24 protein-coding genes and 2 tRNA genes are annotated in these 22,564 nt (G+C 57.1%); 21 read left to right on the top strand and 5 right to left on the bottom strand.

Annotated elements, in window-relative coordinates; genetic code table 11:
* Positions 1–12 precede the first annotated feature (12 nt).
* The 5 genes from F6V30_RS16020 to F6V30_RS16000 all read right to left on the bottom strand — a co-directional run bounded on the left by F6V30_RS16020 (position 13) and on the right by F6V30_RS16000 (position 2,089).
* Positions 13–456: a PAS domain-containing protein gene (locus F6V30_RS16020; protein WP_151158093.1), complete on the bottom strand. Its 444-nt coding sequence runs from the start codon at positions 454–456 to the stop codon at positions 13–15.
* Positions 402–1,013: a hemerythrin domain-containing protein gene (locus F6V30_RS16015; RefSeq protein WP_151158091.1), complete on the bottom strand. Its 612-nt coding sequence runs from the start codon at positions 1,011–1,013 to the stop codon at positions 402–404. Before F6V30_RS16015 ends, F6V30_RS16020 begins: the two co-directional genes overlap by 55 nt.
* Positions 1,013–1,468 carry an iron-sulfur cluster-binding oxidoreductase gene (locus F6V30_RS16010; RefSeq protein ID WP_151158089.1) on the bottom strand — a complete coding sequence of 152 codons (456 nt, stop codon included), beginning with the start codon at positions 1,466–1,468 and terminating at the stop codon, positions 1,013–1,015. The genes F6V30_RS16015 and F6V30_RS16010 overlap by 1 nt, the downstream gene beginning before the upstream one ends.
* A gap of 2 nt (positions 1,469–1,470) precedes the next feature.
* The gene (locus F6V30_RS16005; RefSeq protein WP_151158087.1) at positions 1,471–1,692 is read right to left on the bottom strand and encodes a hypothetical protein; all 222 of its coding nucleotides are present in this window, start codon (positions 1,690–1,692) and stop codon (positions 1,471–1,473) included.
* Between the two features lie 229 nt (positions 1,693–1,921).
* Positions 1,922–2,089 carry a hypothetical protein gene (locus F6V30_RS16000; protein WP_188055513.1) on the bottom strand — a complete coding sequence of 56 codons (168 nt, stop codon included), beginning with the start codon at positions 2,087–2,089 and terminating at the stop codon, positions 1,922–1,924.
* Between the two features lie 212 nt (positions 2,090–2,301).
* Between F6V30_RS16000 and F6V30_RS15995 the strand changes: the two genes are divergently transcribed.
* From F6V30_RS15995 to pheS, 21 genes are all read left to right on the top strand, one after another.
* The gene (locus tag F6V30_RS15995; RefSeq protein ID WP_246163572.1) at positions 2,302–2,850 is read left to right on the top strand and encodes an HD domain-containing protein; all 549 of its coding nucleotides are present in this window, start codon (positions 2,302–2,304) and stop codon (positions 2,848–2,850) included.
* Between the two features lie 142 nt (positions 2,851–2,992).
* Positions 2,993–4,072, top strand: coding sequence for a prephenate dehydratase (pheA, locus tag F6V30_RS15990; RefSeq protein WP_151158085.1), 1,080 nt, complete (start codon positions 2,993–2,995; stop codon positions 4,070–4,072).
* Between the two features lie 12 nt (positions 4,073–4,084).
* Positions 4,085–4,948, top strand: a complete 864-nt coding sequence (locus F6V30_RS15985; protein ID WP_151158083.1) for a prephenate dehydrogenase — start codon at positions 4,085–4,087, stop codon at positions 4,946–4,948.
* Positions 4,949–4,985: 37 nt separating this feature from the next.
* Positions 4,986–6,275 (top strand): 3-phosphoshikimate 1-carboxyvinyltransferase, encoded by a 1,290-nt coding sequence (aroA, locus tag F6V30_RS15980; RefSeq protein ID WP_151158081.1) that lies wholly within the window; start codon positions 4,986–4,988, stop codon positions 6,273–6,275.
* Between the two features lie 5 nt (positions 6,276–6,280).
* The gene (cmk, locus tag F6V30_RS15975) at positions 6,281–6,982 is read left to right on the top strand and encodes a (d)CMP kinase (protein ID WP_420850295.1); all 702 of its coding nucleotides are present in this window, start codon (positions 6,281–6,283) and stop codon (positions 6,980–6,982) included.
* Positions 6,979–7,821: a 4-hydroxy-3-methylbut-2-enyl diphosphate reductase gene (gene ispH, locus F6V30_RS15970; RefSeq protein ID WP_151158077.1), complete on the top strand. Its 843-nt coding sequence runs from the start codon at positions 6,979–6,981 to the stop codon at positions 7,819–7,821. The genes cmk and ispH overlap by 4 nt, the downstream gene beginning before the upstream one ends.
* A 99-nt stretch (positions 7,822–7,920) precedes the next feature.
* A complete protein-coding gene (locus F6V30_RS15965; protein WP_151158075.1) occupies positions 7,921–9,654 on the top strand; it encodes a 30S ribosomal protein S1 in 1,734 nt (577 codons plus the stop codon).
* A gap of 33 nt (positions 9,655–9,687) precedes the next feature.
* Positions 9,688–9,966, top strand: coding sequence for an integration host factor subunit beta (locus F6V30_RS15960; RefSeq protein WP_149210658.1), 279 nt, complete (start codon positions 9,688–9,690; stop codon positions 9,964–9,966).
* Positions 9,967–9,992: 26 nt separating this feature from the next.
* Positions 9,993–10,079: transfer RNA gene (locus tag F6V30_RS15955), tRNA-Leu, on the top strand.
* A gap of 183 nt (positions 10,080–10,262) precedes the next feature.
* A complete protein-coding gene (cimA, locus tag F6V30_RS15950; protein WP_151158073.1) occupies positions 10,263–11,837 on the top strand; it encodes a citramalate synthase in 1,575 nt (524 codons plus the stop codon).
* Between the two features lie 99 nt (positions 11,838–11,936).
* Complete coding sequence (locus tag F6V30_RS15945) at positions 11,937–12,482, top strand: ComEA family DNA-binding protein (RefSeq protein ID WP_151158071.1); 546 nt, start codon at positions 11,937–11,939, stop codon at positions 12,480–12,482.
* Between the two features lie 409 nt (positions 12,483–12,891).
* Positions 12,892–13,611, top strand: a complete 720-nt coding sequence (gene rph / locus F6V30_RS15935; RefSeq protein WP_151158068.1) for a ribonuclease PH — start codon at positions 12,892–12,894, stop codon at positions 13,609–13,611.
* Positions 13,608–14,210 carry an XTP/dITP diphosphatase gene (locus F6V30_RS15930; RefSeq protein ID WP_151158066.1) on the top strand — a complete coding sequence of 201 codons (603 nt, stop codon included), beginning with the start codon at positions 13,608–13,610 and terminating at the stop codon, positions 14,208–14,210. The genes rph and F6V30_RS15930 overlap by 4 nt, the downstream gene beginning before the upstream one ends.
* Positions 14,211–14,332: 122 nt before the next feature.
* Positions 14,333–15,682, top strand: coding sequence for a 23S rRNA (uracil(1939)-C(5))-methyltransferase RlmD (gene rlmD / locus F6V30_RS15925; protein WP_151158063.1), 1,350 nt, complete (start codon positions 14,333–14,335; stop codon positions 15,680–15,682).
* 720 nt (positions 15,683–16,402) lie between these two features.
* On the top strand, positions 16,403–17,746 hold the full coding sequence (locus F6V30_RS15920) for a VWA domain-containing protein (RefSeq protein ID WP_151158061.1): 1,344 nt from the start codon (positions 16,403–16,405) through the stop codon (positions 17,744–17,746).
* Positions 17,747–17,898: 152 nt separating this feature from the next.
* Positions 17,899–17,973 (top strand) — tRNA-Val (locus tag F6V30_RS15915).
* Positions 17,974–18,080: 107 nt separating this feature from the next.
* Entirely contained in the window at positions 18,081–19,991 is a 1,911-nt protein-coding gene (thrS, locus tag F6V30_RS15910; RefSeq protein WP_151158059.1) for a threonine--tRNA ligase, read from the top strand.
* 16 nt (positions 19,992–20,007) lie between these two features.
* A complete protein-coding gene (gene infC, locus F6V30_RS15905; RefSeq protein ID WP_149307913.1) occupies positions 20,008–20,526 on the top strand; it encodes a translation initiation factor IF-3 in 519 nt (172 codons plus the stop codon).
* Positions 20,527–20,571: 45 nt separating this feature from the next.
* Positions 20,572–20,769, top strand: a complete 198-nt coding sequence (rpmI, locus tag F6V30_RS15900; protein WP_149307914.1) for a 50S ribosomal protein L35 — start codon at positions 20,572–20,574, stop codon at positions 20,767–20,769.
* A gap of 195 nt (positions 20,770–20,964) precedes the next feature.
* Positions 20,965–21,318, top strand: coding sequence for a 50S ribosomal protein L20 (gene rplT, locus F6V30_RS15895; protein ID WP_149307915.1), 354 nt, complete (start codon positions 20,965–20,967; stop codon positions 21,316–21,318).
* A 215-nt stretch (positions 21,319–21,533) separates the two neighbouring features.
* Entirely contained in the window at positions 21,534–22,550 is a 1,017-nt protein-coding gene (gene pheS, locus F6V30_RS15890) for a phenylalanine--tRNA ligase subunit alpha (RefSeq protein WP_151158057.1), read from the top strand.
* Positions 22,551–22,564 lie beyond the last annotated feature (14 nt).

Below are 22,564 nucleotides of genomic sequence, written 5' to 3'. Positions count from 1 at the left end.
GCCTGTTTCCCCTTACCCTTGGGGCACGTTTTTCTGCAACAACTCCAACTCCCTGATGCGTTCCCTCTGCTCCCGCTCCCGTTGCCATCGTGCCGTCACGTCGCGGATGATCGCGGCAACACCCTGAACCCGCCCGGCCGTATCCGTGACCACGACCATGGAAAATTCGGTGGAGATGCGGCTGCCGTCCTTGCGCAGGGCGGGTGCGGAGAGCATTTCGACGCTGTAGCGGCTCGTACCGCTTGCCATGACCCGAAAGTAGCCGTCCCAGTGCCGTTGACGCAGGTTCTCGGGAATGATCAGGTCCAGGGATTTGCCCCGCGCCTCTTCGCTACGATAGCCGAACATTCGCTCCGCGCCGCTGTTCCAGAGTTGGATAATCCCCTCGCTGTCGGAAAACATCACGGCGTCATTGGCATTTTCAATGATGGTGCTGCAGAGTCGTTCGGTATCCATATGCCCTCAACCTCTCGTTCGTATTTCGTTACGAGCGCCTCATAACGGGCTGCGAAACCGGCCGGTTTTCCCGCTTCTGCCGCTGCGTAGCCCGCGGTGATTTCGCTTTTCAGTCTAGCAGGTATGAGCCGTTCGGCAAGGGGGTAGAGTATTCCGTCCTCTTTCGCGATATGGGCGCGCAGCAGTTCGGCGTAGGCCAGGGCATTGCCCGCGACGAGCTCGGCGCCGCCGCCGTTGCCCGCCGTGGCCTCTTTGGCCGCTGTCTCCATGGCCCCCACATACTGTCTTCCCTGGTCATGCTCCAGCAGCATGGCGGCCACCGGACTGTGCTCTCGGGGCATGCCGTTTTCAAACAGTGCCGCAAAGAGAACATCCTCTTCTTTCGCGTGGTGGAAACGGTCGGCGTAATTACGGATAAAGTCCACGCCGTCCAGGTAAAATTGCCATCCGTCGTACATTCCTGCGGCGGTCCGGCGGGCATTGCGCTCCAGCAGGGCCACCATCCTCAGAATCAGGCGATGTTCGTTGACCAGCGCTTGGGTAATCTCGGCTGCCATCAATTCCTCCGTTCTCCGTTGATGCCGATTACCACACACTCAAGGGGGATCTCCTGCCCGCTCCGGGCCAGTGCCTCCCTGACCAGGATATCCAGACCGCGGCAGCAGGGCACTTCCATAATGGCCACGGTGATGCTTTTGATGGCGTTGGTGCTGAAGATGCCGGCCAGCTTTTCCACATAGGGGGTGGTGTCGTCCAGTTTGGGGCAGGCGATGGCCAGGGCTTTTCCCTTCAGCAGGTCCTGGTGCATGCCACCCATGGCATAGGCCACACAGTCGGCGCTGATCAGGAGGTCCGCGTCCTGGAGGTAGGATGCCGTTGATGGTATCAGATGGAGTTGCACCGGCCACTGTCGCAGCTCGGAACGAACTCTGACCGTACTACCTTCATCTGGTTCCGGTTGTTCGATGGTACGCGCCATGCTGCCGGGGCAGCCGCATCCGGGGTGTGTCATGATCATTCTCCTTTTGCCGTAAGGTAACTGTTGATTTTATGTTGGATTGCCGCCTCGTCGTCCTTTGTCAGGCCGTGGATGGCGACGACGTCCTTTAAGAGACAGACACCCACCGTGCAGGTAACGCAGCCGATATCATAGTGCTTGAGAATTCCGCCGATCTCCGGGTGGGTCTGGATTACGTCCTGGATGGCCTTGTCGCCTAGACCGCTTCTGAGTTCCATGGTCAACCTCCTCGCCTCCTTAAGTATGGTTGCAGGATAACTTGCCCAAGCGGGGAAAGTAATGATGCAGGTCAATATTTTGTCGAATATGGGCGGAACGGGGATCGGTTTGCCGTGAAGCGGAGAAGGGACAGGAGCTGTGAACCCTTTTATTTGGAAAGGGGTTGAGGTATAAAAGGTGAGGCAGGCGTTTCGTTCGACGGGTGATCGGTTTGAAACGGCGGGCGTCTCAATCGGCAGCGCTGAGCAGGGAACACCCGTCGTTAAGATAGTCGGATGCGCAGACTTGATCGACGACCCAATAGAGGTTGTCCTGCCCCAGAAGGATGGCGACCGGCTCTTCAATGCTGATGGCATACATTTGCGCTATGGAATAAAAGGGGAATTTGGCGTACACGGGTAACCGCTCCTGTTCGTTTGACAACTGGTCGTGCCTGCGTTGCTTAAAGTCTTCTTAGTATAAGCATAAGGCATGCCTAAAAAAATAATGCAATAGAAACAGTATATTGCATTGTCGTAACAAAATATTGACTCGATTGGGCCTGTTAGGGGTATGAATATGTGTCTAAAACTTGACTTTTGGCGGTGAGCGTACCGATGGTGGATGTGATGGCAATGCTGGGCAGGTACTTTGAGGGTGCCGGGTTGGAGATCGTGGCCACCCATGGGAGGGTAGTGGCGGAACTTGCCCTGGCTGTCGGCCATGTGGCCGCTCTTTCCCCTGAGGAATGCACCTTCATACAGGAAGCGGCCATGCTGCACGACATTGGCGTATGCAGGGTTTCTGCCCCTGGAATCGGCGCTCTGGGCACCCATCCCTACATCATGCATGGCATTCTGGGGCGGGAGATTCTTGAGCGCGAAGGCTTGCCGCAGCACGCCCTGGTGTGCGAACGCCACATCGGCGTCGGCTTGACGATCAAGGATATCGCTGACCAACAGCTGCCGCTTCCCCCTCGGGATATGGCTCCCAGAACGACGGCAGAAGAGATTATCTGTTTTGCCGACCTGTTTTTCTCCAAAAAACCGGACAGGTTGTCCCACAGAGCGCCGCCCGAGCGGGTTCGTGAAAAGCTTTCCGGTTTTGGAAAAGACAAGCTTCAAATTTTTGACGCATGGATGGCGCGCTTCGGGGCGGCTCTCCGGGTAGGGGGATAAACCGGTGCGAAACCTGTTTCGTGCGGTGCCTTGCTTCCAGGCGGTTGTTCCGTATACTTAATTGTGGTTGCATTTAAAACGGCTATGCAGTAAATTAACTCTCTTTTTATTGGGAAATTCCGTATTTTGTCAGGTGGTCTCATTGCAACAGGATGCCCCCACAATCGAACAGCTTCGCACCAGCATCGACACGATCGACAATCGGATTGTCGAGCTTCTCAACGAGCGCGCACGGGTGGTGGTCGAGGTCGGTAAGCTCAAGTCCGGCAGCAATATGGAGTTCCATGTTCCCGGTCGCGAACGTCAGATTTATGAACGCCTGCTGAGTCGCAACCCCGGGCCCTTTCCCAACGATGCCCTGCGCAGTATCTACCGTGAAATCATATCGGCCTGCCTGGCCCTGGAATCCCCCATGAAAGTGGCCTTTCTGGGCCCCAAAGCGACCTTCAGCCACCTGGCTACCATGCAGCAGTTCGGGCTGTCCGCGGAACTGGTGCCGCTCAAGTCGATCCCATCGGTCTTCGAGGAGGTGGAGAAGGGCAAGGCGTTGTACGGCATGGTGCCGGTGGAAAATTCCACCGAAGGGGTCGTTTCCCATACCCTCGACATGTTCGTGGAGAGCAGCCTGAAGATCACCGCCGAGGTCCTGCTGGAGGTCCATCACGATCTGTTGTCCCGTTCCGGGCGGCTTGAAGACGTCAAGAAGGTTTATTCCCATCCCCAGGCCATTGCCCAGTGCCGGCAATGGTTTGACGAAAATCTGCCCGGCGTGCCGTTGGTGGACGTCGCCTCCACGGCCGTGGCGGCACAGATGGTCAGCGAAGACAGTACCGCCGCCGCCATCGCCAGCGAACTGGCCGGTTCGCTCTATGATCTCAAGGTGGTCAGAACCAGGATAGAGGATCAGGTCAACAACTTTACCCGTTTCCTGGTGATCGCCCGCAAGGAGATCGAACGCTCCGGCAACGACAAGACCTCCATACTGTTCTCCGTCAAGGATGAGCCGGGCATCCTCTGCCGCATGCTGGAGCCTTTTGCCAAGCGCGGCATCAATCTCTCCAAGATCGAATCGCGCCCCTACAAGAAAAAGGCCTGGGAATACATATTTTTTCTCGACCTGTTTGGCCACGTTTCCGAACCGGAAGTGGCGGCGGCCCTGGACGAACTCAAAGAGTGCTGTCAATTTCTCAAAGTCCTCGGTTCCTATCCGCGGTCGATATAGGAGCGAGACGGCATGTCCATGATCATTGAGCGTCTGACCGTCATCGGCGTTGGCCTGATCGGCGGTTCCTTTGCGCGGGCCCTGCGTGAAGCAGGCGCGGTCGGCACCATCGTCGGCGTCGACACCGATCGTGACAACCTGAACCAGGCCCTTTCCCTGGGGGTTGTCGATGAGATCACACCCGACGCCGCCCGCGGCGTGCGGGATGCCCAGGTGGTATTCGTTTCGGTTCCGGTCTGTTCCATCCCGATGGTGGTCCGGGAGATTGCCCCCTTTCTCCCCCGGGGCTGCATCGTCAGCGACGGCGGCAGCGTCAAGTCCGCCGTTGTGCGGGAGTGCGAGGCGCTCATGCCGCCGGGATGCACCTTTGTCGGCGGGCACCCCATTGCCGGCACCGAACATTCGGGTGCAGCGGCAGCCTTTGCTGCACTCTTCACCGGCAAGCGCTGTATCCTGACGCCGACCCCTGCCACCGACGCGGGGGCATACGATACGATGGCGCGGCTCTGGCGGTCTGCCGGAGCCAATGTCTGCTCCATGGAACCGGGGCACCACGACCGGATCTTCGCTGAAATATCCCACCTGCCACACGTCGTGGCGTACGCCTTGGTGCATGCCGTGGGAACGGCCGACGTGGAAGGGGAAAACGTGCTCTCCTACTCTGCCGGCGGTTTCAGGGATTTTACCCGCATCGCCTCTTCCGACCCGGTCATGTGGCGCGACATCACCCTGATGAACCGGGCGGCCCTCCTGACGAGCATCGATGGTTTCTCGGCGAGTCTGGCGGAGTTGCGCCGGCGCATCGACCGCAGCGATCCTGCGGCGCTAGCCGAGTTTTTTACCATTGCCAAGCAGTTCCGCGATGGTATCCTCTGAACGAGAAAGATCAACTGTGCACCAACGGAGTCTTTGCGTGAAATCCATCACAATACAACCTGCAGTGTCGGTCAATGGCGAGATCACCGTCCCCGGGGACAAGTCCATCTCCCACCGCTCCATCATGTTGGGGGCTATTGCCAATGGTGTTACCACCATCAGAGGTTTCCTGCGCGGTGAAGACAACATGGCGACTATGGGGGCCTTCCGCGCCATGGGGGTGCGGATCGAGGACGACGGCGAAATCGTGACGATACACGGCCAGGGGCTGCGCGGTCTCAAGGAGCCTGCGGACATCATCGATTGCGGTAATTCCGGCACCAGCATCCGCCTTTTGACCGGCCTCTTGGCAGGCCAATCCTTCTTCTCGGTGGTAACCGGCGACCAGTATCTGCGTAAGCGCCCCATGAAGCGGGTAGTGGAACCACTTGTCCGCATGGGCGCCCGCATCATGGGGCGTGACAAGGGGACCCTGGCGCCGCTTGCCATCACCGGCGGTGCCCTGAATGCCATCGGCTATGAATCGCCGGTTTCCAGCGCCCAGGTGAAGTCAGCCATCATGCTGGCCGGCCTGTATGCCGACGGGGAAACCTCCGTCCGCGAGCCGACCCTTTCCCGTGACCATTCGGAGCGCATGTTCCGCCTGTTCGGGGCCTCGCTGGAGGTGTTCAAAAACGGCGTCACGGTTCGCGGCGGGACCGAACTCACCGGTCAGGAAATCGGGGTTCCGGGCGATATCTCCTCGGCGGCTTTTTTCATGGTCGCGGCCCTGGTCACGCCGGGTGCGGAATTGCTCATCCGCAACGTGGGCATCAACCCGACCCGCACGGGGGTCATCGACATCCTCAGGTCCATGGGCGGCTCTCTCGAACTGCTCCACGAACGCGAAGTCTCCGGCGAGCCGGTGGCCGATGTCCTGGTCCGCTCGTCGCGGCTGAAGGCCATCCAGATCTCCGGCGACGTGGTGCCGCGGGCCATCGACGAATTCCCGGTCATCTGTGTGGCGGCGGCCTGCGCGGAAGGGCGGACCACGGTGCGAGGGGCCAGGGAGTTGCGGGTCAAGGAGACCGACCGGATCGCGGCCATGGCAACGAACCTGCGCACGCTCGGGGTCGTGGTCGAGGAGTGCGACGACGGTATGGACATCCTCGGCACGGAACGCCTCGGCGGCGGCACGGTGGACAGCTACGGCGATCACCGCATCGCCATGTCCCTGTCGGTTGCGGCCCTGGTGTCGCACGGTGGGATTACCATCCGCGATGTGGAGTGCGTGGCAACGTCCTTTCCTTCCTTTTTCCCGCTGCTGGAACAGGTGGCAGGCAGGTGATGGCCGTGAACGCACGCCCCAACGGCCTGATCATCGCCATCGACGGCCCTTCCGGCGCCGGTAAGAGTACCATCGCCCGTTTGTTGGCCAAACGGCTTGGCTATCTCCAGATCGATACCGGTGCCATGTATCGGGCTGTGGCCTTTCTCGTCGGTCAGGCGGGGATCGATCCCGGCGATGTCGCTGCCGTGGAACGTCTCTGCAACAACGCGGATATCCGCCTTGATAACGCCAACTGCTCCCTGCGGGTGTATGCCAACGGGCAGGATGTTACCGAGTCGATCCGAACGCCGGAGATGTCCCTGATGACCTCGCGCATCTCGGCCCTCAGGCCGGTGCGCGAATCCATGATGCTGCTTCAACGCCGCCTGGGACAGGACGGCGGTGTGGTGCTCGAAGGGCGGGACATCGGCACGGCTGTCTTTCCCGATGCCGAGCTCAAATTCTTCCTCTTCGCCTCCCCCGAGGAACGGGGGAAGCGTCGTTACGCGGAACTGGTCGGCAACGGGGAACGGGTAACCCTGGAAGAGACCATCGAAGCGGTTACCCGGAGGGATCGCCAGGATTCCCAGCGTGATATCGCCCCGCTCAGGCAGGCCGAGGACGCAATTCCCGTTGATTCGTCCCATAGCAGTATCGACGAGGTGCTGAACAAAATGGAAGACATTGCCCGGGGAAAAATCCAACAGGCTGGGACACTACTATGAAAGTTCTTCTCGCAAAGCGCGCAGGATTCTGCTTCGGCGTCAAGCGGGCCACCCAGATGGCCTTTGAGGCGGCGGGGATCGATAAGACAACCTATACCCTCGGGCCGATCATCCACTCCCCCCAGGTCGTCAACAAGCTTGAGGAGATGGGGGTCAAGGTGCTCAAGAACCTGGACACCATGGATCGCGGCACCATCATCATCCGCTCCCACGGGGTGGCTTCCCACGAGATCGAAGAGGCGGTGCAAAAGCAGTTGGAGATCGTTGACGCGACCTGTCCTTTCGTCAAGAAGGCCCAGGAACATGTCAAGCGGCTCTCCGAGACCGGCTACGGCGTGGTTGTGGTTGGAGACGCCGACCATCCCGAGGTGCAGGGGATCGTCTCCTATGGCGGCGACAAGGTGTTTGTCGTCGGTTCCGGCGAAGAGGTCAGCAAACTTCCCAAGATGAACAAGATCGGCGTCGTCGCCCAGACGACCCAGTCGTTCGAAAACCTCAAAAACGTCGTGTCGGAGTGCCTTTTGCGGGGCGGCGAGATTCGGGTGTTCAACACGATCTGCGACGCCACGGCGATACGCCAGGAGGAAGCCAAGGAGTTGGCGTACCAGGTTGACTGCATGCTGGTGGTGGGGGGCTTCAACAGCGCCAACACGCGCCGGCTATCCGAGGTGTGTGTTGAAATCCAGCCGCGCACCCACCACATAGAAACCGCCGCCGAGATCGATCCCGGTTGGTTTAGCGGGGTCGAGCGGGTAGGGGTCACGGCCGGGGCATCGACTCCCAAATGGATCATCGATGAAGTGGTGAGCCGGATTGAGGAGCTGAATAAAAGCAATTGAATTTTTCCCAACTCGTTGCTATATTACAATGCTTACAAATACATCATATACAAAACAGGAAAACCGCAAGATAGAAAAACGTCCAGGGGGTAAGTTTTAATGGTTGATTTCAAAAGGCTCGACACTTCAGACACCGGTGAGCAAGACGACGACGCTGAACAGCAAAGCAGTGAATTTGCCGCGCTCTACAACGAGAGTCTCAAAGAAAGGCCTGAACGGGATAAAATTATAGAAGGTACGGTCGTCCGTATTGACCAGGATACCGTGTTGGTGGATATCGGCCTTAAGTCGGAAGGTTTTGTTTCGGCCAACGAGTTCCGTGATGCCAATGGCGAGATTACGGTCCAGGTCGGTGAGCGCATTCGGGTTCTCATGACGCGCGAAGACGGGAAAAAGGGGTATATCCTCTCGAAAAGAAAGGCCGACTACCTGGCCGCCTGGGAAAAGATCGGCGGTTCCGGGCAGGAAGGCGGCATTATCGAAGGGACCATTACGGCACGGGTCAACGGGGGGTACACGGTGGATATCGGCGTTCCCGCCTTCCTCCCCACCTCTCAGGTGGATATCAGGCCGTCGTCCGATGCCGAAAGCTATATTGGCTTGAAGTCCAAGTTCAAGATCATCAAGCTGAACCAGAAACGCGACAATATCGTTCTCTCCCGCCGCGCCATCCTTGAGGAGGAACGGGCTGCAATCCGCGACGTAACCCTCGCAAAGCTCGAGGAAGGGCAGATTGTGAATGGCGTTGTCAAAAACGTCACCGATTACGGGGCATTTGTGGATCTGGGGGGCGTGGATGGGCTGTTGCATGTCTCCGACCTCTCCTGGGGCCGGGTGGGCAAGCCGTCCGATATCCTCAAGCCGGGTCAGGAGGTGACCGCCAAGGTGCTCAAGTTTGATCGCGCCAAGGGGAAAATTTCCCTCGGCATCAAACAGACCCTTTCCGATCCCTGGCTGGAGGTCCCCTCCCGCTATCCCCTGGAAAGCCGCATCAGGGGCCGCGTTGTCAGCCTGATGGAATACGGTGCCTTTGTGGAATTGGAACCGGGGGTCGAAGGTTTGATCCATGTCTCCGAGATGTCCTGGACCAAGCGGGTCCGCCGCGCCGCCGATGTACTCACGGTCGGCGACGAAGTTGAGGCGGTCGTGCTGGGGATTGACATGGACAACCGCAAGATATCCCTGGGGCTGAAGCAGGTGTCGGAAAACCCCTGGAAAACGATTGCCGAAAAGTATCCCGTTGGCACCAAGATCGAAGGTCAGATCAAGAACATGACCGATTTCGGCATGTTCATCGGCATAGAAGACGGCATCGACGGTCTGGTCCATGTCTCCGACATCTCGTGGACCAAGCGGGTCAAACACCCGGGCGATGTCTACGAAAAAGCGCAGCTCGTCCAGGCCGTGGTACTCAAGGTGGATGTGGACAACGAGCGTCTCTCTCTCGGCATCAAACAGCTTGAGCCGGACCCCTGGAGCCTTGCTCCCGACAAGTACCGGGCCGGTGCCAAGGTGACCGGCAAGGTGACCTCCCTGACCGATTTCGGCGTCTTTGTCGAGCTTGAAGAGGGCATTGAAGGTTTGATCCACGTATCCGAGCTGTCTCGCGAAAAAGTGCCGTCCGCCAAGGAATTCGCTGCCATCGGCGACAACCTTGAGGCGGTAGTGTTGAGTTGCGATTCGCGTGAACGCCGCATTTCGCTCTCCATCAAGGCAATGCAGGCTGCGGCGGAGAAGGCTGAGTTTGCCCAATACCTGAGCTCCCAGGGCGAGGCGACCTCCAACTTGGGTGAGCTTTTGCAGCAGGAACTTAACAACAAAAACAATCAATAATTCACGTTTTACTACGAAGCAGGAGACGATGCGATGACCAAAAGTGAACTGATCGAAAAAGTCGTTCAGACACACGGAATGTTGAATATGAAGGTTTCTGAAGCCCTTGTGAACACGGTTTTCGATTCCATCGAAGATGCCCTGAAAACCGGCGACAAGGTGGAAATTCGCGGGTTCGGCAGCTTTACGATACGTGAACGTTCGGGGCGTGAGGCCCGAAATCCCAAGAGTGGCGAGGTTGTCCGCATCCCGGCGAAAAAGACGCCGTTTTTCAAGACCGGCAAGGAATTGAAGGAACGGGTAAACTGCTAAGCAGTCCCCTCAATGGTTGAACCGCCGCCCGGATGGCGGAACTGGTAGACGCAAGAGACTTAAAATCTCTCGACTCTCGGGTCGTGCCGGTTCGACCCCGGCTCCGGGCACCAGCATGAAACGGCAAAAGGGCTTTGCAGGTTGTACCTGTAAGCCCTTTTGTGCATTCTGGGTGCGGGGGAATGTCAGCGCCACGGGCATGTTGAAAATTTTTCGGAAAAAGTATACAAACATAGTTTCTGACTCATGTAAAACGGTTTAGAATCTTCATATTGTTAATGCTTGGGGAGGTAGCGATGAGCCTTGTAAAACTGTATGACACAACCCTGCGGGATGGTACCCAGGCAGAAGACATTTCGTTACTGGTGGAGGATAAGGTCCGCATAGCCCGTAAGCTGGACGAGCTTGGGATTCAGTATATCGAAGGCGGGTGGCCGGGAAGTAATCCAAAGGATGTCGCTTTTTTCAAGGATATCAAGAAGGAAAAACTGCGGCAGGCCAAGATTGCCGCCTTCGGTTCCACCCGCCGGGCCAAGGTGACGCCGGACAAGGACAACAATATCGTTACCCTGATCAAGGCTGAGGCGGATGCCATCACGATCTTCGGCAAGACGTGGGACTTCCATGTCCGCGAGGCGCTGCGCATCTCGCTGGAGGAAAACCTGGAGCTGATCTACGATTCCCTGGAATACCTGAAAAAACATGCGCCGGAAGTATTCTACGATGCGGAACACTTCTTCGACGGTTACAAGGCCAATCCCGACTATGCCATTAAGACCCTCAAGGCGGCGGAAGAGGCCAACGTCGATTGCATCATCCTGTGCGACACCAATGGCGGGACCATGCCGTTCGAGGTGGCCGAGATCATCACGGCGGTAAAGGAACAGATCAAGACGCCGCTCGGCATTCATGCCCATAACGACTCCGAGTGCGCCGTAGCCAACTCCCTGCACGCCGTTGATCTGGGGATCGTACAGGTTCAGGGGACCATTAACGGTTTTGGCGAGCGCTGCGGCAACGCCAACCTCTGTTCCATCATCCCCGCCCTCAAGGTCAAGATGGCCAAGGAGTGCATCAGTGACGAGCAGATGCGCCACCTCAGGGAGTTATCCCGTTTTGTCTACGAGTTGGTCAATATCTCCCCCGACAAGCACCAAGCCTATGTGGGAAATTCCGCCTTTGCCCATAAGGGGGGGGTTCATGTCAGCGCCATCCAGCGGCACCCGGAAACCTACGAACATATGCGGCCCGAACTGGTCGGCAATTGCACCCGGGTTCTTGTTTCGGATCTCTCCGGCCGCTCGAATATCCTGGCCAAGGCTGAAGAGTTCAACATCAACCTCGACAGCAAGGACCCGGTCACCCTGGAGATCCTCGACAATATCAAGGAGATGGAAAACCGTGGGTATCAATTCGAAGGTGCCGAGGCCTCTTTTGAGCTGTTGATGAAGAAGGCGTTGGGAACCCATCGCAAGTTTTTCACCGTACTTGGTTTCCGGGTCATTGACGAAAAGCGGGGCGAAGACCAGAAGCCCCTGGCCGAGGCGACCATCATGGTCAGGGTCGGCGGCAAGGTCGAGCATACCGCCGCCGAAGGCAGCGGTCCGGTCAACGCCTTGGACAACGCCATCCGCAAGGCGTTGGAAAAATTCTATCCCAAGCTCAAAGAGGTCAAACTCCTGGACTACAAGGTCCGCGTTCTGCCGGCAGGGCAGGGGACAGCTTCATCGACCCGCGTTCTGATCGAGTCGGGTGACAGGCACACGCGCTGGGGGACCGTCGGCGTATCCGATAACATCATTGACGCCTCCTACCAGGCGCTGATCGATAGTATTGATTTCAAGCTGCACAAGTCGGAGGAACAGGAATAGCCGGTTTGTGAACAGCGTCACCGTGAGCAGGCAAAAGCCGCGGACCAGCGCCGCGCAGGCCAGGATAACGGCTCCGCCCGGGAGCATGGGAGGCGGGACATGGTTCGTTACGAGCGCATAATCCTTCTTCTTGTCGCAGCGGCACTTGTGATCCCTGCTGGTCTAAAAACCCGTCAAAGCGCACAAAACGCCGCTTTGGCGGGTTTTTCCGTCAAAGGGTTCGTGCGTGTGGAAGGGGATGTGGCGCATCCCGGCATGTATCCTCTATCCGCCAAATTTGTGACGATTGGCGCCATAAAAATGGCGGAACCATTGCGGCCTCTCAAAAGACTTGCACCGGCAGGCGCTGCTGAGCGGCGTCTCAAAAACGGTGAAGGTATCCGCATCACGATCAGGGAAGACGGGCAGGGAGACGTGATCTTCCTGCCGATGCCGGCTTCTGAAAGAATGCTCATGGGAATTCCCTTGGATATCAATACGATGGGACAGGCTGATTTTGACCGACTCCCCGGCATCGGCCCGTTAATCGCCGAGCGCATCGTTACGTACCGTCAAAACAATGGCGGTTCAATGGCGCTGGAAGAGTTGCTCAACGTTGAGGGCATAGGGGAGAAAAGGTATGAAACAATAAAAAGGTATTTCTAACTAGTTGAATATAAAGGTAATATTAAAAAACAACAATTTATGTTGGGCTGCACGGCCGGAATTGGCACGCATGGTGTAAACACTCATAGGTACTGATTTTACTGAAATTTCGCTATGAGGAGGAGTGCTATGCAATGTCCACGCTGCAAGGGCCGTATGTTCGCCGAGAAGTTCTACGATTTTGTCCGCTCGTTCGATGCATGGAAATGCACGTGCTGTGGTGAAATGCTCGACTCCACCATTCTTGCCAACCGGACGCGTTGCAACGACACACACCTCGGCTGATAGAACACTATACATGAGGCTTTCACAAACAAGGGGACCTGTTTCAGGTTCCCTTTTTGTTTGACACACGGGCAACGAAAGGATATTGAACACCTTCCAGTTTTTTACCGGAAGGAGTGATGCAATGACAAGGAATGACGGCAGGGGATGCTGCGATTTGCGCCCCATCACCATCACGCGCAACTTCACCAAACACGCCGAGGGCTCCGTGCTGATCGCATTCGGCGATACGCGGGTCATCTGTACGGCATCGGTGGAGGAATCCGTCCCGCCGTTTTTGAAGGGCAGGGGAACCGGGTGGGTAACTGCCGAGTATGCCATGCTGCCCCGGGCCACCCATACCCGGTCGCCGCGTGAGGCGGCGAAAGGAAAGCAAACCGGCCGGACACTGGAGATCCAGCGCCTGATCGGCCGCTCGTTGCGCGCCGTTACCGACCTGACCCGGTTGGGTGAGCGGTCCATTTATATCGATTGCGACGTGATCCAGGCTGACGGCGGCACGCGAACCGCCTCCATCACCGGGGCATATGTCGCCCTGGCCGATGCGTTGGCCGGGCTCCGCGACAAGGGCGTTTTTGCCGATATCCCGCTCAAGGAGGCCGTGGCAGCGGTCAGCGTCGGCATTATTGCCGGCGAGCCGATGCTGGACCTGAATTACCTGGAGGACTCCAGCGCTGAGGTCGACATGAATTTTGTCATGACATCCAGTGGCCGCTTTGTGGAAGTCCAGGGGACGGCGGAGGCCGAACCGTTCACCATTGACCAGATGGACGCCATGCGCGGCCAGGCCATGGCCGGCATACAGCAGCTCTTTGCCTTTCAGCAGGAGGCTCTGCGGGGATGAAAGAGCTCATCGTTGCCACGCGTAACCGGGGCAAGCTGGTGGAGATTCAGGCCCTGCTGGCCGGCCTGGTCGCTTCGGTTCGGTGCTCCGGCGATTTTGCAGGATTTCCGGATACGGTGGAGGATGGCGCCACCTTTGCGGAAAATGCCCTGAAAAAGGCCCGTGAGGCCGCCAGCTTCAGTGGGCTGCCGGCCCTGGCAGACGATTCCGGCCTGGTGGTGGATGCGCTTGAAGGGCGTCCCGGCGTCTATTCGGCCCGTTTTGCCGGCGAAGGAGCCGGGGATGCCGCCAACAATGCCAAGTTGCTTACCGAACTGGCGGGAGTGCCGCCTGAATCGAGAACGGCGGCCTTTGTCTGTACGCTGGCTTTTGTGACACCCGCCGGCGATACGCATCTCTTCACCGGCAGGGTGGGGGGGCGCATTCTCGACGCCGCACGCGGCGAAGGCGGCTTTGGCTATGATCCGCTTTTTCTGGTCGATGGCTGTGACCGGACCATGGCGGAACTCGGCGTCGATGAAAAGAATCGTATCAGTCACCGGGGACAGGCCTTCCGCCTGTTTCAGGGGTATCTACAGGAAGGGTGCAATAAATCGTGAAAGATGAACGTGAAATAAAACGAGGGGGAAAACGCCCCGTAAAGCAGCCCGCTTCCCCACATGGTACTGTTGCTGTATCCAAGGACACCCGCTGGACCCCCCAAATCAAACGCAATGCGGTGATGGAGTTTGCCATAACCGCCCTGGATGAGGATGGCTACGGTACGGCGCGTACCGACGACGGTATGACGCTCCGGGTCGGCGGGGCCCTGCCGAGCGATGTCGTCCTGGTCAGAATTGAGCAAATTTCCCGCGGCACGGCCTATGGCCACACGCTCAAACTGCTGCACCCTTCGCCGCTGCGCAGTAAACGCCCTCCCTGCACGGAAAGCGCCGATTGCCTCGGTTGTCCTTTGATCGCCATGAAGTACCGTGAGCAGACCGCCTGGAAACGTGGGATGATCCTGGCGGAATTGGCCAAACATAGCGAGTTGGCGGGTATTACCGTTCACCCGCTGCTCTCTCCGGAAAATCTGATCCACTATCGCACCACGGCGAAACTAACCATCGCCGGCAAATGGTCCGATCCGTTTATCGGCATCTACCGTCGCGCCAGCCACGATGTCTACGATCTGGATCAATGTCCGCTCCATCACCCGCTGATCAATCGGGTCGTGGAAGCGGTGAGGCAGGGGATCGTCAAGCTGAAGGTGCCGGTCTACAACCCCCAGAGCAAGATGGGGCTGCTGCGCTATCTTGTGGTGCGGGTTTCCGTGCATGAGCGCAAAGCCATGGTGGTCTTTGTGACGGCCCGGCGCTCCTATAATGAGATTCATCACCTGGGGCGCTTTGTCCAGGAAATGACACCCGAAATCGAGGTCATGGCCCAGAACGTGAACGCCTCCGAGGGGAATGTCATTTTGGGACAAAAGGATTACTTCCTGACGCCCCAGCACTACCTGACGGAGAGGATCGGCGATGTGGCGTTTCAGGTCTCCCCCCGGTCGTTTTTCCAGGTCAATAACTCGGGTGCGCGCCTGATCTACGAACAGGTGAAGCGCTGGGCCGGTCTGGGGGGCGGGGAGAACGTGCTCGACCTCTATTGCGGCATCGGCGGGATAGCGTTGTTTCTGGCCGATCAGGCGGCGCAGGTGATCGGTATCGAGGTCGTGGAAGAGGCGGTGGCGGATGCCCGTCGGAATGCCAAGCTCAATGGCCGTAAAAACTGCCGCTTCGAAGCCGGTGATGCGGCGGAGCTACTCGAAGATCTGGCGGAGGAAGGGGAGCGGATCGACGTTGCGGTGCTCAACCCGCCCCGCAAGGGGTGTGTGCCGGATGTGCTGGATACGGTTGCAGCTCTGGCCCCTTCCAGGATTATCTATGTGTCCTGCTATCCCCAGAGCCTGGCGCGCGACTTGGTGGCCCTGAAAAGCCGTGGCTATTGTTGCCGGGAAATCCAGCCGGTAGACATGTTTCCCCAGACGGTTCATGTGGAAAACGTGGCCCTGCTGGAAAGGCAGGTAACTCCATAAACAGTGCTGATCCCTGAGGGGCTTGCAGCAGCTTTCTCGTGTGCGGTTGAACCCCCTGTTCTACTGCGTGATGTGGATTGGCGATGCCGGCCCTGAATATAAATGTTGGTGCGTGTCACCACGGAACGCTTCGTTTCCCCGAATTACCCTCCCACTACATACATCCCTTGGTTGCTACGGAATCAGGTATTGCCTTTCGCTGATTTGTCGGCCTTGCATTTACCACATACCTGCTGATGGTGCGTTGTCGGAATCTTTGTACGACGGGTGTTAATCATTCCGACACATTCGGCAGGTAGGCTTGCACAAAGGCAATTCTGCGGTATCCTTTCATAAAATGATTAATATTGTTAGGTTAATGCGCCTCGTTGCCCAGGGAGGAAACTCGCCTCTAATCCGCAAAACACAAAATATGATGATATGGAGCGCCAAGGAACCGTAACCAGCATCATCCTTCCCGACTGTCCGAATGAATATCACAACGGGAAAATAGGGCCAAATTTCAATGGTTTTACTGATGTCTGTCGGCTGTTGCCGGAATTTACGCCCGTCTGAACGTGGGCTGGCATAATCTGTGCTTGTTAATGCCTCTGAAAGTGTGGTTGTAAAAGTATGCCTGATACCAGCAGGCCTGTAGTATGGGGGCAGGTGCTCACGTCCAGATCATAAACGTCTTGGGAATCGGTGGTACGGAAGTTTTCCGGTCAGAAAGAGGCTGCCATGTTCAAGCAAATCAAGAAAGCCGTTCGACGTCCGTGTTCTCCCTATATCATCGGCCTGTTCATTCTAGCTCTCTCTGGTTGCGGCGGAGGAGGGGGGGGCGCCGGCACGAGCGGAGGTGGAGGCGGTTCGACACCTTCGCCATCCACGACATCTCCCACAATTTCGACCCAAAGTTCTGTGAACCTTGGGGCGGTTGTCGTTAATGGCTCTTCCACTCAACTCCTAACGATAACGAACACCGGTTCGGCAAACCTGACTATTGTGGCGCTTGCTCTGGAGAAGGGGGCGAGTTCGCCATTCAAGATTGCCACGGATGCCTGTTCCGGGAAAAGCATTGCACCATCAGCCACCTGCATGTCGTCCATCCAACTTGTTCCCCAAAACCAGCAGGTTTACACCGACAACCTGACGATCACTTCGAATGACCCCGCAAATAAGACGGTAACGGTAGGGTTGAGCGGGAAGGGGACGGCCCTTGATCTGAAAGCCAGCGAGATCATAAGGGATGGCTGCAGTGCCACTCCAAAGACCCTTGGGTTCCTTGTGACCGTGGCCGACAGCGCCGGTCAACCAGCGACCGTGACATCGCCTGTCTTTACGGTAACTGAAAATGGGATTCCCATTACGAACCCTGCCCCGGTCGTAACATCGGTTGTGGCAAGGGCCCCACTCTCCGTTACCTTGGCGATGGATTATAGCGGCAGTCTGAGTCTTGCTGAACAGCAGTGGATGCAGGATAACACGAAAGGCTTCATTGATTCGCTGGTTGCAACCGTGCAAACAACCGACGAAGTGTCGATCATGAAATTTGCGACAGACTACCATCCAACATCTTTTTATCCATTGGCTTCCTCGGTGCAGGTTTTGAAAAACGCTATCGATGCACCTTATGCCTATGATTCATCGACGTCTTCGATCTGGGATTCAACCTATGCCGCGGTTGATAACACCGCCGCACGAACCAACGATCAGCGAATTGTGATCCTGCTTTCCGACGGGGAGGATATCCCGAAAACGCATACCCTGACCGATCTCATCAACCATGCCATCGCCCAAAAGATACCGGTTTTCACGGTCACGATTCTCCATCCAAACCATTCCTACCCGACGCTGATGCAGCAATTGGCACTTCAGACCGGCGGGCAGAGCTTTTCGACTTCGACTTCTAACGCTGCCGATCTACAGGGGATATTCAGTAAAATCTCAAACATATTGGCCTCGCAATACAAAATAGTATACAACACCGCCTCAACCGGTGGCGCTTCGGTTGCCTTGGATGTCAAGATCGATGACAATGGTAATTATGGAGAATTTGCGACAACGGCCATCGGCTGCAAGTAGTGGTCATTGGAGCCACCTCGTTCCACCATCGGCAGCGGCATCAGCCGCTAACGGCTGATGCCGCTGCCGATCGCATGTCCCCTTGTGGTAATTTTCGAAAATATCTGCTTGACAAGCTCACGGTATGTTGCTATTACTTTCCAGCTTTTTGTAGGCGCGTAGCTCAGGGGGAGAGCGCTACCTTGACACGGTAGAGGTCGGCGGTTCGAGACCGCCCGCGCCTACCATTTAAAAGAAGAAGCAGTGCTTAAGCAAAGCTGCAAGCGTGGGCATCGATGTTTCGATGCCTTTTCTGTTTGGATGTCATAAGGTCGGTAGTACACAGGAGATTGGTATGGCGAGTATCAATATCACGCTTCCTGACGGTTCCGTAAGGGAACTTCCCGCAGGCGCGAACGTTTTCGATCTGGCAGCATCCATTGGAGCCGGTCTTGCGAAAGCCGCCCTGGCCGGCAAGATCAATGGCGAACTGGTTGACCTCACCGCACCCGTGAGCGACGGCGCGCATGTGGAGATCATCACCGAAAAAAGCCCCGAAGCCTTGGAAATTATTCGTCATTCGGCCTCGCACCTGATGGCCCAGGCGGTGAAGGAGTTGTTTCCCCAGGCCAAGGTGACCATCGGTCCGGCCATTGAGACCGGCTTTTACTACGATTTCGATATGGACCGGCCCTTTACCCCGGAAGATTTGGAGCGTATCGAGGCCAAGATGTCCGAGTTTGCCGCGGCCGATCTGAAGCTTGAGCGTCGGGTGCTGGCCAGTGCTGACGCTATCCGTATGTTTGAGGAAATGGGTGAGCCCTACAAGACCGAACTGATCAACGACTTAGGCGTTGAAACGGTGTCGGTCTATAGCCAGGGTGAATTTGCCGACCTCTGCCGCGGCCCCCACGTGCCCAGCACCTCCCGCATCAAAGCCTTCAAGCTGCTCTCCATTGCCGGTGCCTATTGGCGCGGCGATGAGAAGAACCGTATGCTGCAACGCATCTACGGCACGGCCTTTGTGGACAAGAAGGAGCTTGAAGCCTATCTGAATCGCCTGGAAGAGGCCAAGCGCCGCGATCACCGCAAGCTGGGACGTGACCTGGATCTCTTCTCCTTTTCCGACGAGGTCGGCGCAGGCTTTGCCATCTGGCACCCCAAGGGGGCCATGTTGCGTACGGTTTTGGAAGACTTCGAACGCAAGGAACACCTCAAGCGCGGTTACGACATCGTGGTGGGCCCCCAGATCCTCAAGACCGAATTGTGGCAGCGCTCCGGGCATTACGAGAACTACCGCGAGAATATGTACTTTACCGAGGTGGACGAGCAGAGCTTCGGCATCAAGCCGATGAACTGCCTTGCCCACATGATGATCTACAAGTCCCAGCTTCGCAGCTACCGCGACCTGCCGTTGCGCTATTTCGAACTGGGCACGGTGCACCGCCACGAGCGGGCCGGCGTACTGCACGGCCTTTTGCGGGTCCGCTGCTTCACCCAGGACGACGCCCATATCCTCTGCACTCCGGAGCAACTGGATGCCGAGATCAAGGGTGTTCTTGCCTTTGTCAGCGACGTCATGGCGATCTTCGGGTTCGAGTACGAGATGGAACTGTCCACCCGCCCGGAAAAGTCCATCGGTGACGATGCCTCCTGGGAGTTGGCCACCAACGCACTCCTGTCGGCGCTCAAGGATTCCGGCCGTCCCTACGAGATCAACGAGGGCGACGGTGCGTTCTACGGACCCAAGATAGACATCAAATTGCGCGATTGTCTTGACAGGCGGTGGCAGTGTGCTACTATCCAGTGTGATTTTACCCTTCCGGAGCGCTTTGATCTCAATTATATCGGGCCGGATGGGGAGAAAAAACGGCCCGTCATGGTCCACCGGGTGATTCTCGGTTCCATCGAGCGTTTTATCGGCGTTCTGATAGAACACTTTGCCGGCAGCTTCCCGCTCTGGCTCTCCCCGGTTCAGGCCATCGTGCTGACCGTCACCGATAACCAGATCGCGTTCGCTCAGGAAGTGCAGGCGCTTCTCAGGGCAGCCGGCGTCAGGGTGCAGGCGGATTTCCGTAATGAAAAGCTGAGTTTCAAGATTCGCGAGGCTCAGTTGCAGAAGGTTCCTTATATGTTGGTGATCGGTGACAAAGAGGTGGAGCAGGGGACCGTGACGCCACGCTATCGCGACGGCAAAAACCTGCAGCCCATGACGCCTGCCGATTTCGTCGATTTCATTGCCTTAGAATGCAGGAACTTCAGGTAATTCAGGAGGTGCAGTCATAGCAAAACCGACCGTGAACATCAACAATACCATCCGCGCCACGGAAATCCGTGTCATCGGCGCCGATGGCGAGGCGCTCGGCGTCATTCCTACTTCCAAGGCGCTGGAACTCGCCGAACAACAGCAGCTCGACCTGGTGGAAGTCTCTCCGACGGCGGTTCCGCCTGTCTGCCGGATCATGGACTACGGGAAGTTCAAATACCAGCAGAGCAAAAAGCTGCAGGAAGCCAAGAAAAAACAGGTTCATGTCGAGGTCAAAGAGATCAAGCTGCGGCCTAAAACCGATGAACATGACCTCATGTTCAAGATCAAGCACGTCAGGCGGTTCCTCGAAGAGGGGAACAAGGCGAAGGTGACGCTGGTGTTCCGGGGGCGGGAGATCACCCACATGGATATCGGGCGCGCCGTGATTGAACGCTTTGCCACCGAACTGCAGGACGTCGCCGTGATCGAGTCCCAGCCGCGTGTCGATGGCCGCAATATGTATATGATTGTTGCTCCGAAGGTTAAAAAATAGCGGATTCCAGTTACCGTTTACCATTGCACATAAGGAGAAGAACCAATGCCGAAGATCAAAACAAACCGCGGTGCCGCCAAGCGCTTCAAAAAGACGGGGACCGGCCGCATCAAACGCAGCAAAGCCTTTACCAGCCATATTCTGACCCCCAAGACCCGCAAGAATAAGCGGAATCTGCGTCAGAGCGCTATGGTCGCCGATGTGGACCAGAAAAATATTGCCAAATTGATTCCCTACAAATAGGGCGATTTCATAACCTGCTTTCACCGTTTGCACCACGCGGCTGGGTGCGGAATGTGGCGACGGATGCGGACAGTACCGCTTCGCCGCCATGGAGCCCCACTCCTGCGCACACGGGTGAAACGGCATAATGCCAAGAACCATGAGGACCTGTCTCCCCTTATGGATCGGGCGAAATTCATCATGAAGGAGTAGAACATGCCACGCGTAAAAAGAGGATTCAAAGCGAGACGCAGACGCAACAAGGTATTAAAACTTGCCAAGGGTTTCCGGGGCGCACGGAGCAAATTGTTCCGCAGTGCGACCGAAGCGGTTGACCGGGCCCTTAATTACGCTTTCCGCGACCGTCGTGTCAAAAAGCGTGATTTCCGCAGTCTGTGGATCACCCGCATCAACGCGGCTTCCCGCCTCAACGGGCTGTCGTACAGCAAATTCATCTTCGGCCTCAAAAAGGCCAATGTGCAGATCGACCGTAAGGTTCTGGCCGACATCGCCGTATCCGATCCGACCGGGTTCAGCCAGATCGCTACCCTTGCCAAGGCTGGCATCTAAGCAGGCCGGTTTCGCTTTCAAAACCGAGGGAATGGGATGAACAGTCCCATTCCTTTTTTTGTAAGGTTCACGAATCGGCTTGATCCCTTCATTGCCCCGTTCAGTCCCCTTGCTTGCCGTTTTGGCAGACAGCCGCGAGTTTTCCCTATTCTCCGGGATTCGTATCGGGCAGCCGAGTGATTTTGCAGATTCATCTGATTACGGGGTTTACTAACATGCGGGAACAACTTGAAAGATTGAGAGACGAGGCCGTAAAGGCCATAGCCGCCGTTTCCAGCGAGGAAGCCCTTCAGGAAATACGGGTCAGATTCCTCGGCCGCAAAGGAGAGTTGACCGCTCTCATGAAGGGGCTCGGTGCGCTCACCCCCGAGGAACGACCGCTTGTCGGACAGTTGGTCAATACCGTCAAGGCAGAGGTCGAGGCCAGCCTTGACGCAGCACTGGAAACAACGCGTGAAGCGGCCAGGAGCCAGCGGCTGCAATCCGAACGGATCGATGTCACCTTGCCTGGCCGTCGCCCAGCCAACGGCACCAAGCATCCCATCTCCCTGGTGGTCGAAGAGGTCTGCGATATCTTCGCCGGCCTGGGATTTTCCGTCGCGGAAGGCCCTGAGATCGAGCATGATTGGTACAACTTCGAGGCGCTCAACTTTCCCCCGGAGCACCCTGCCCGGGACATGCAGGACACCTTTTTCGTCGAAAACAACCTGCTGCTGCGCACCCATACGTCACCGGTCCAGATCCGGACGATGCTGAAGCAGAAGCCGCCGGTGCGCATCATTGCCCCGGGTACGGTCTACCGCTGCGATTCCGATGCCACCCATTCCCCCATGTTTCATCAGGTCGAGGGGCTGATGGTGGACCAGGGCATCACCTTCGGCGACTTGAAGGGCATACTGACCATATTCACCAATCAGTTGTTCGGCCAAAAGACCGGCGTTCGTTTGCGTCCCAGCTTTTTCCCGTTTACCGAGCCCTCGGCCGAGGTGGATATCGCCTGCGTCATCTGTGGCGGCAAGGGGTGCCGGGTCTGCAAAAACACCGGCTGGCTCGAGATACTGGGAGCCGGCATGGTTGATCCCGAGGTCTACCGTCACGTCAACTACGATGCCGAAGAGGTATCCGGTTTTGCCTTCGGGATGGGCATCGAACGCATCGCCATGTTGAAGTACGGCATCAGCGACATGCGCCTGCTTTTCGAGAACGACGTGCGGTTCCTGCGGCAATTCTAGAGGTTGTTGAAAAA

The organism is Oryzomonas sagensis (assembly GCF_008802355.1).
Lineage (GTDB): Bacteria > Desulfobacterota > Desulfuromonadia > Geobacterales > Pseudopelobacteraceae > Oryzomonas > Oryzomonas sagensis.
The sequence above is the reverse complement of the archived record's forward strand: the minus strand, read 5'-3'. Positions and strand labels throughout refer to the sequence as shown.

Excerpts from the sequence above, each read along its gene's own strand:
- F6V30_RS16020 (WP_151158093.1), bottom strand. The coding sequence starts at position 456 with ATGGATACCGAACGACTCTGCAGCACCATCATTGAAAATGCCAATGAC.
- rplT (WP_149307915.1), top strand. The coding sequence starts at position 20,965 with ATGCCACGCGTAAAAAGAGGATTCAAAGCGAGACGCAGACGCAACAAG.
- cimA (WP_151158073.1), top strand. The coding sequence starts at position 10,263 with ATGAGCCTTGTAAAACTGTATGACACAACCCTGCGGGATGGTACCCAG.
- rlmD (WP_151158063.1), top strand. The coding sequence starts at position 14,333 with ATGGAGTTTGCCATAACCGCCCTGGATGAGGATGGCTACGGTACGGCG.
- F6V30_RS15920 (WP_151158061.1), top strand. The coding sequence starts at position 16,403 with ATGTTCAAGCAAATCAAGAAAGCCGTTCGACGTCCGTGTTCTCCCTAT.
- F6V30_RS15965 (WP_151158075.1), top strand. The coding sequence starts at position 7,921 with ATGGTTGATTTCAAAAGGCTCGACACTTCAGACACCGGTGAGCAAGAC.
- thrS (WP_151158059.1), top strand. The coding sequence starts at position 18,081 with ATGGCGAGTATCAATATCACGCTTCCTGACGGTTCCGTAAGGGAACTT.
- F6V30_RS15930 (WP_151158066.1), top strand. The coding sequence starts at position 13,608 with ATGAAAGAGCTCATCGTTGCCACGCGTAACCGGGGCAAGCTGGTGGAG.
- F6V30_RS16005 (WP_151158087.1), bottom strand. The coding sequence starts at position 1,692 with ATGGAACTCAGAAGCGGTCTAGGCGACAAGGCCATCCAGGACGTAATC.
- F6V30_RS16015 (WP_151158091.1), bottom strand. The coding sequence starts at position 1,013 with ATGGCAGCCGAGATTACCCAAGCGCTGGTCAACGAACATCGCCTGATT.
- F6V30_RS15995 (WP_246163572.1), top strand. The coding sequence starts at position 2,302 with ATGGCAATGCTGGGCAGGTACTTTGAGGGTGCCGGGTTGGAGATCGTG.
- ispH (WP_151158077.1), top strand. The coding sequence starts at position 6,979 with ATGAAAGTTCTTCTCGCAAAGCGCGCAGGATTCTGCTTCGGCGTCAAG.
- F6V30_RS15945 (WP_151158071.1), top strand. The coding sequence starts at position 11,937 with ATGGTTCGTTACGAGCGCATAATCCTTCTTCTTGTCGCAGCGGCACTT.
- rph (WP_151158068.1), top strand. The coding sequence starts at position 12,892 with ATGACAAGGAATGACGGCAGGGGATGCTGCGATTTGCGCCCCATCACC.
- pheS (WP_151158057.1), top strand. The coding sequence starts at position 21,534 with ATGCGGGAACAACTTGAAAGATTGAGAGACGAGGCCGTAAAGGCCATA.
- F6V30_RS15960 (WP_149210658.1), top strand. The coding sequence starts at position 9,688 with ATGACCAAAAGTGAACTGATCGAAAAAGTCGTTCAGACACACGGAATG.
- rpmI (WP_149307914.1), top strand. The coding sequence starts at position 20,572 with ATGCCGAAGATCAAAACAAACCGCGGTGCCGCCAAGCGCTTCAAAAAG.
- F6V30_RS16010 (WP_151158089.1), bottom strand. The coding sequence starts at position 1,468 with ATGACACACCCCGGATGCGGCTGCCCCGGCAGCATGGCGCGTACCATC.
- F6V30_RS15985 (WP_151158083.1), top strand. The coding sequence starts at position 4,085 with ATGTCCATGATCATTGAGCGTCTGACCGTCATCGGCGTTGGCCTGATC.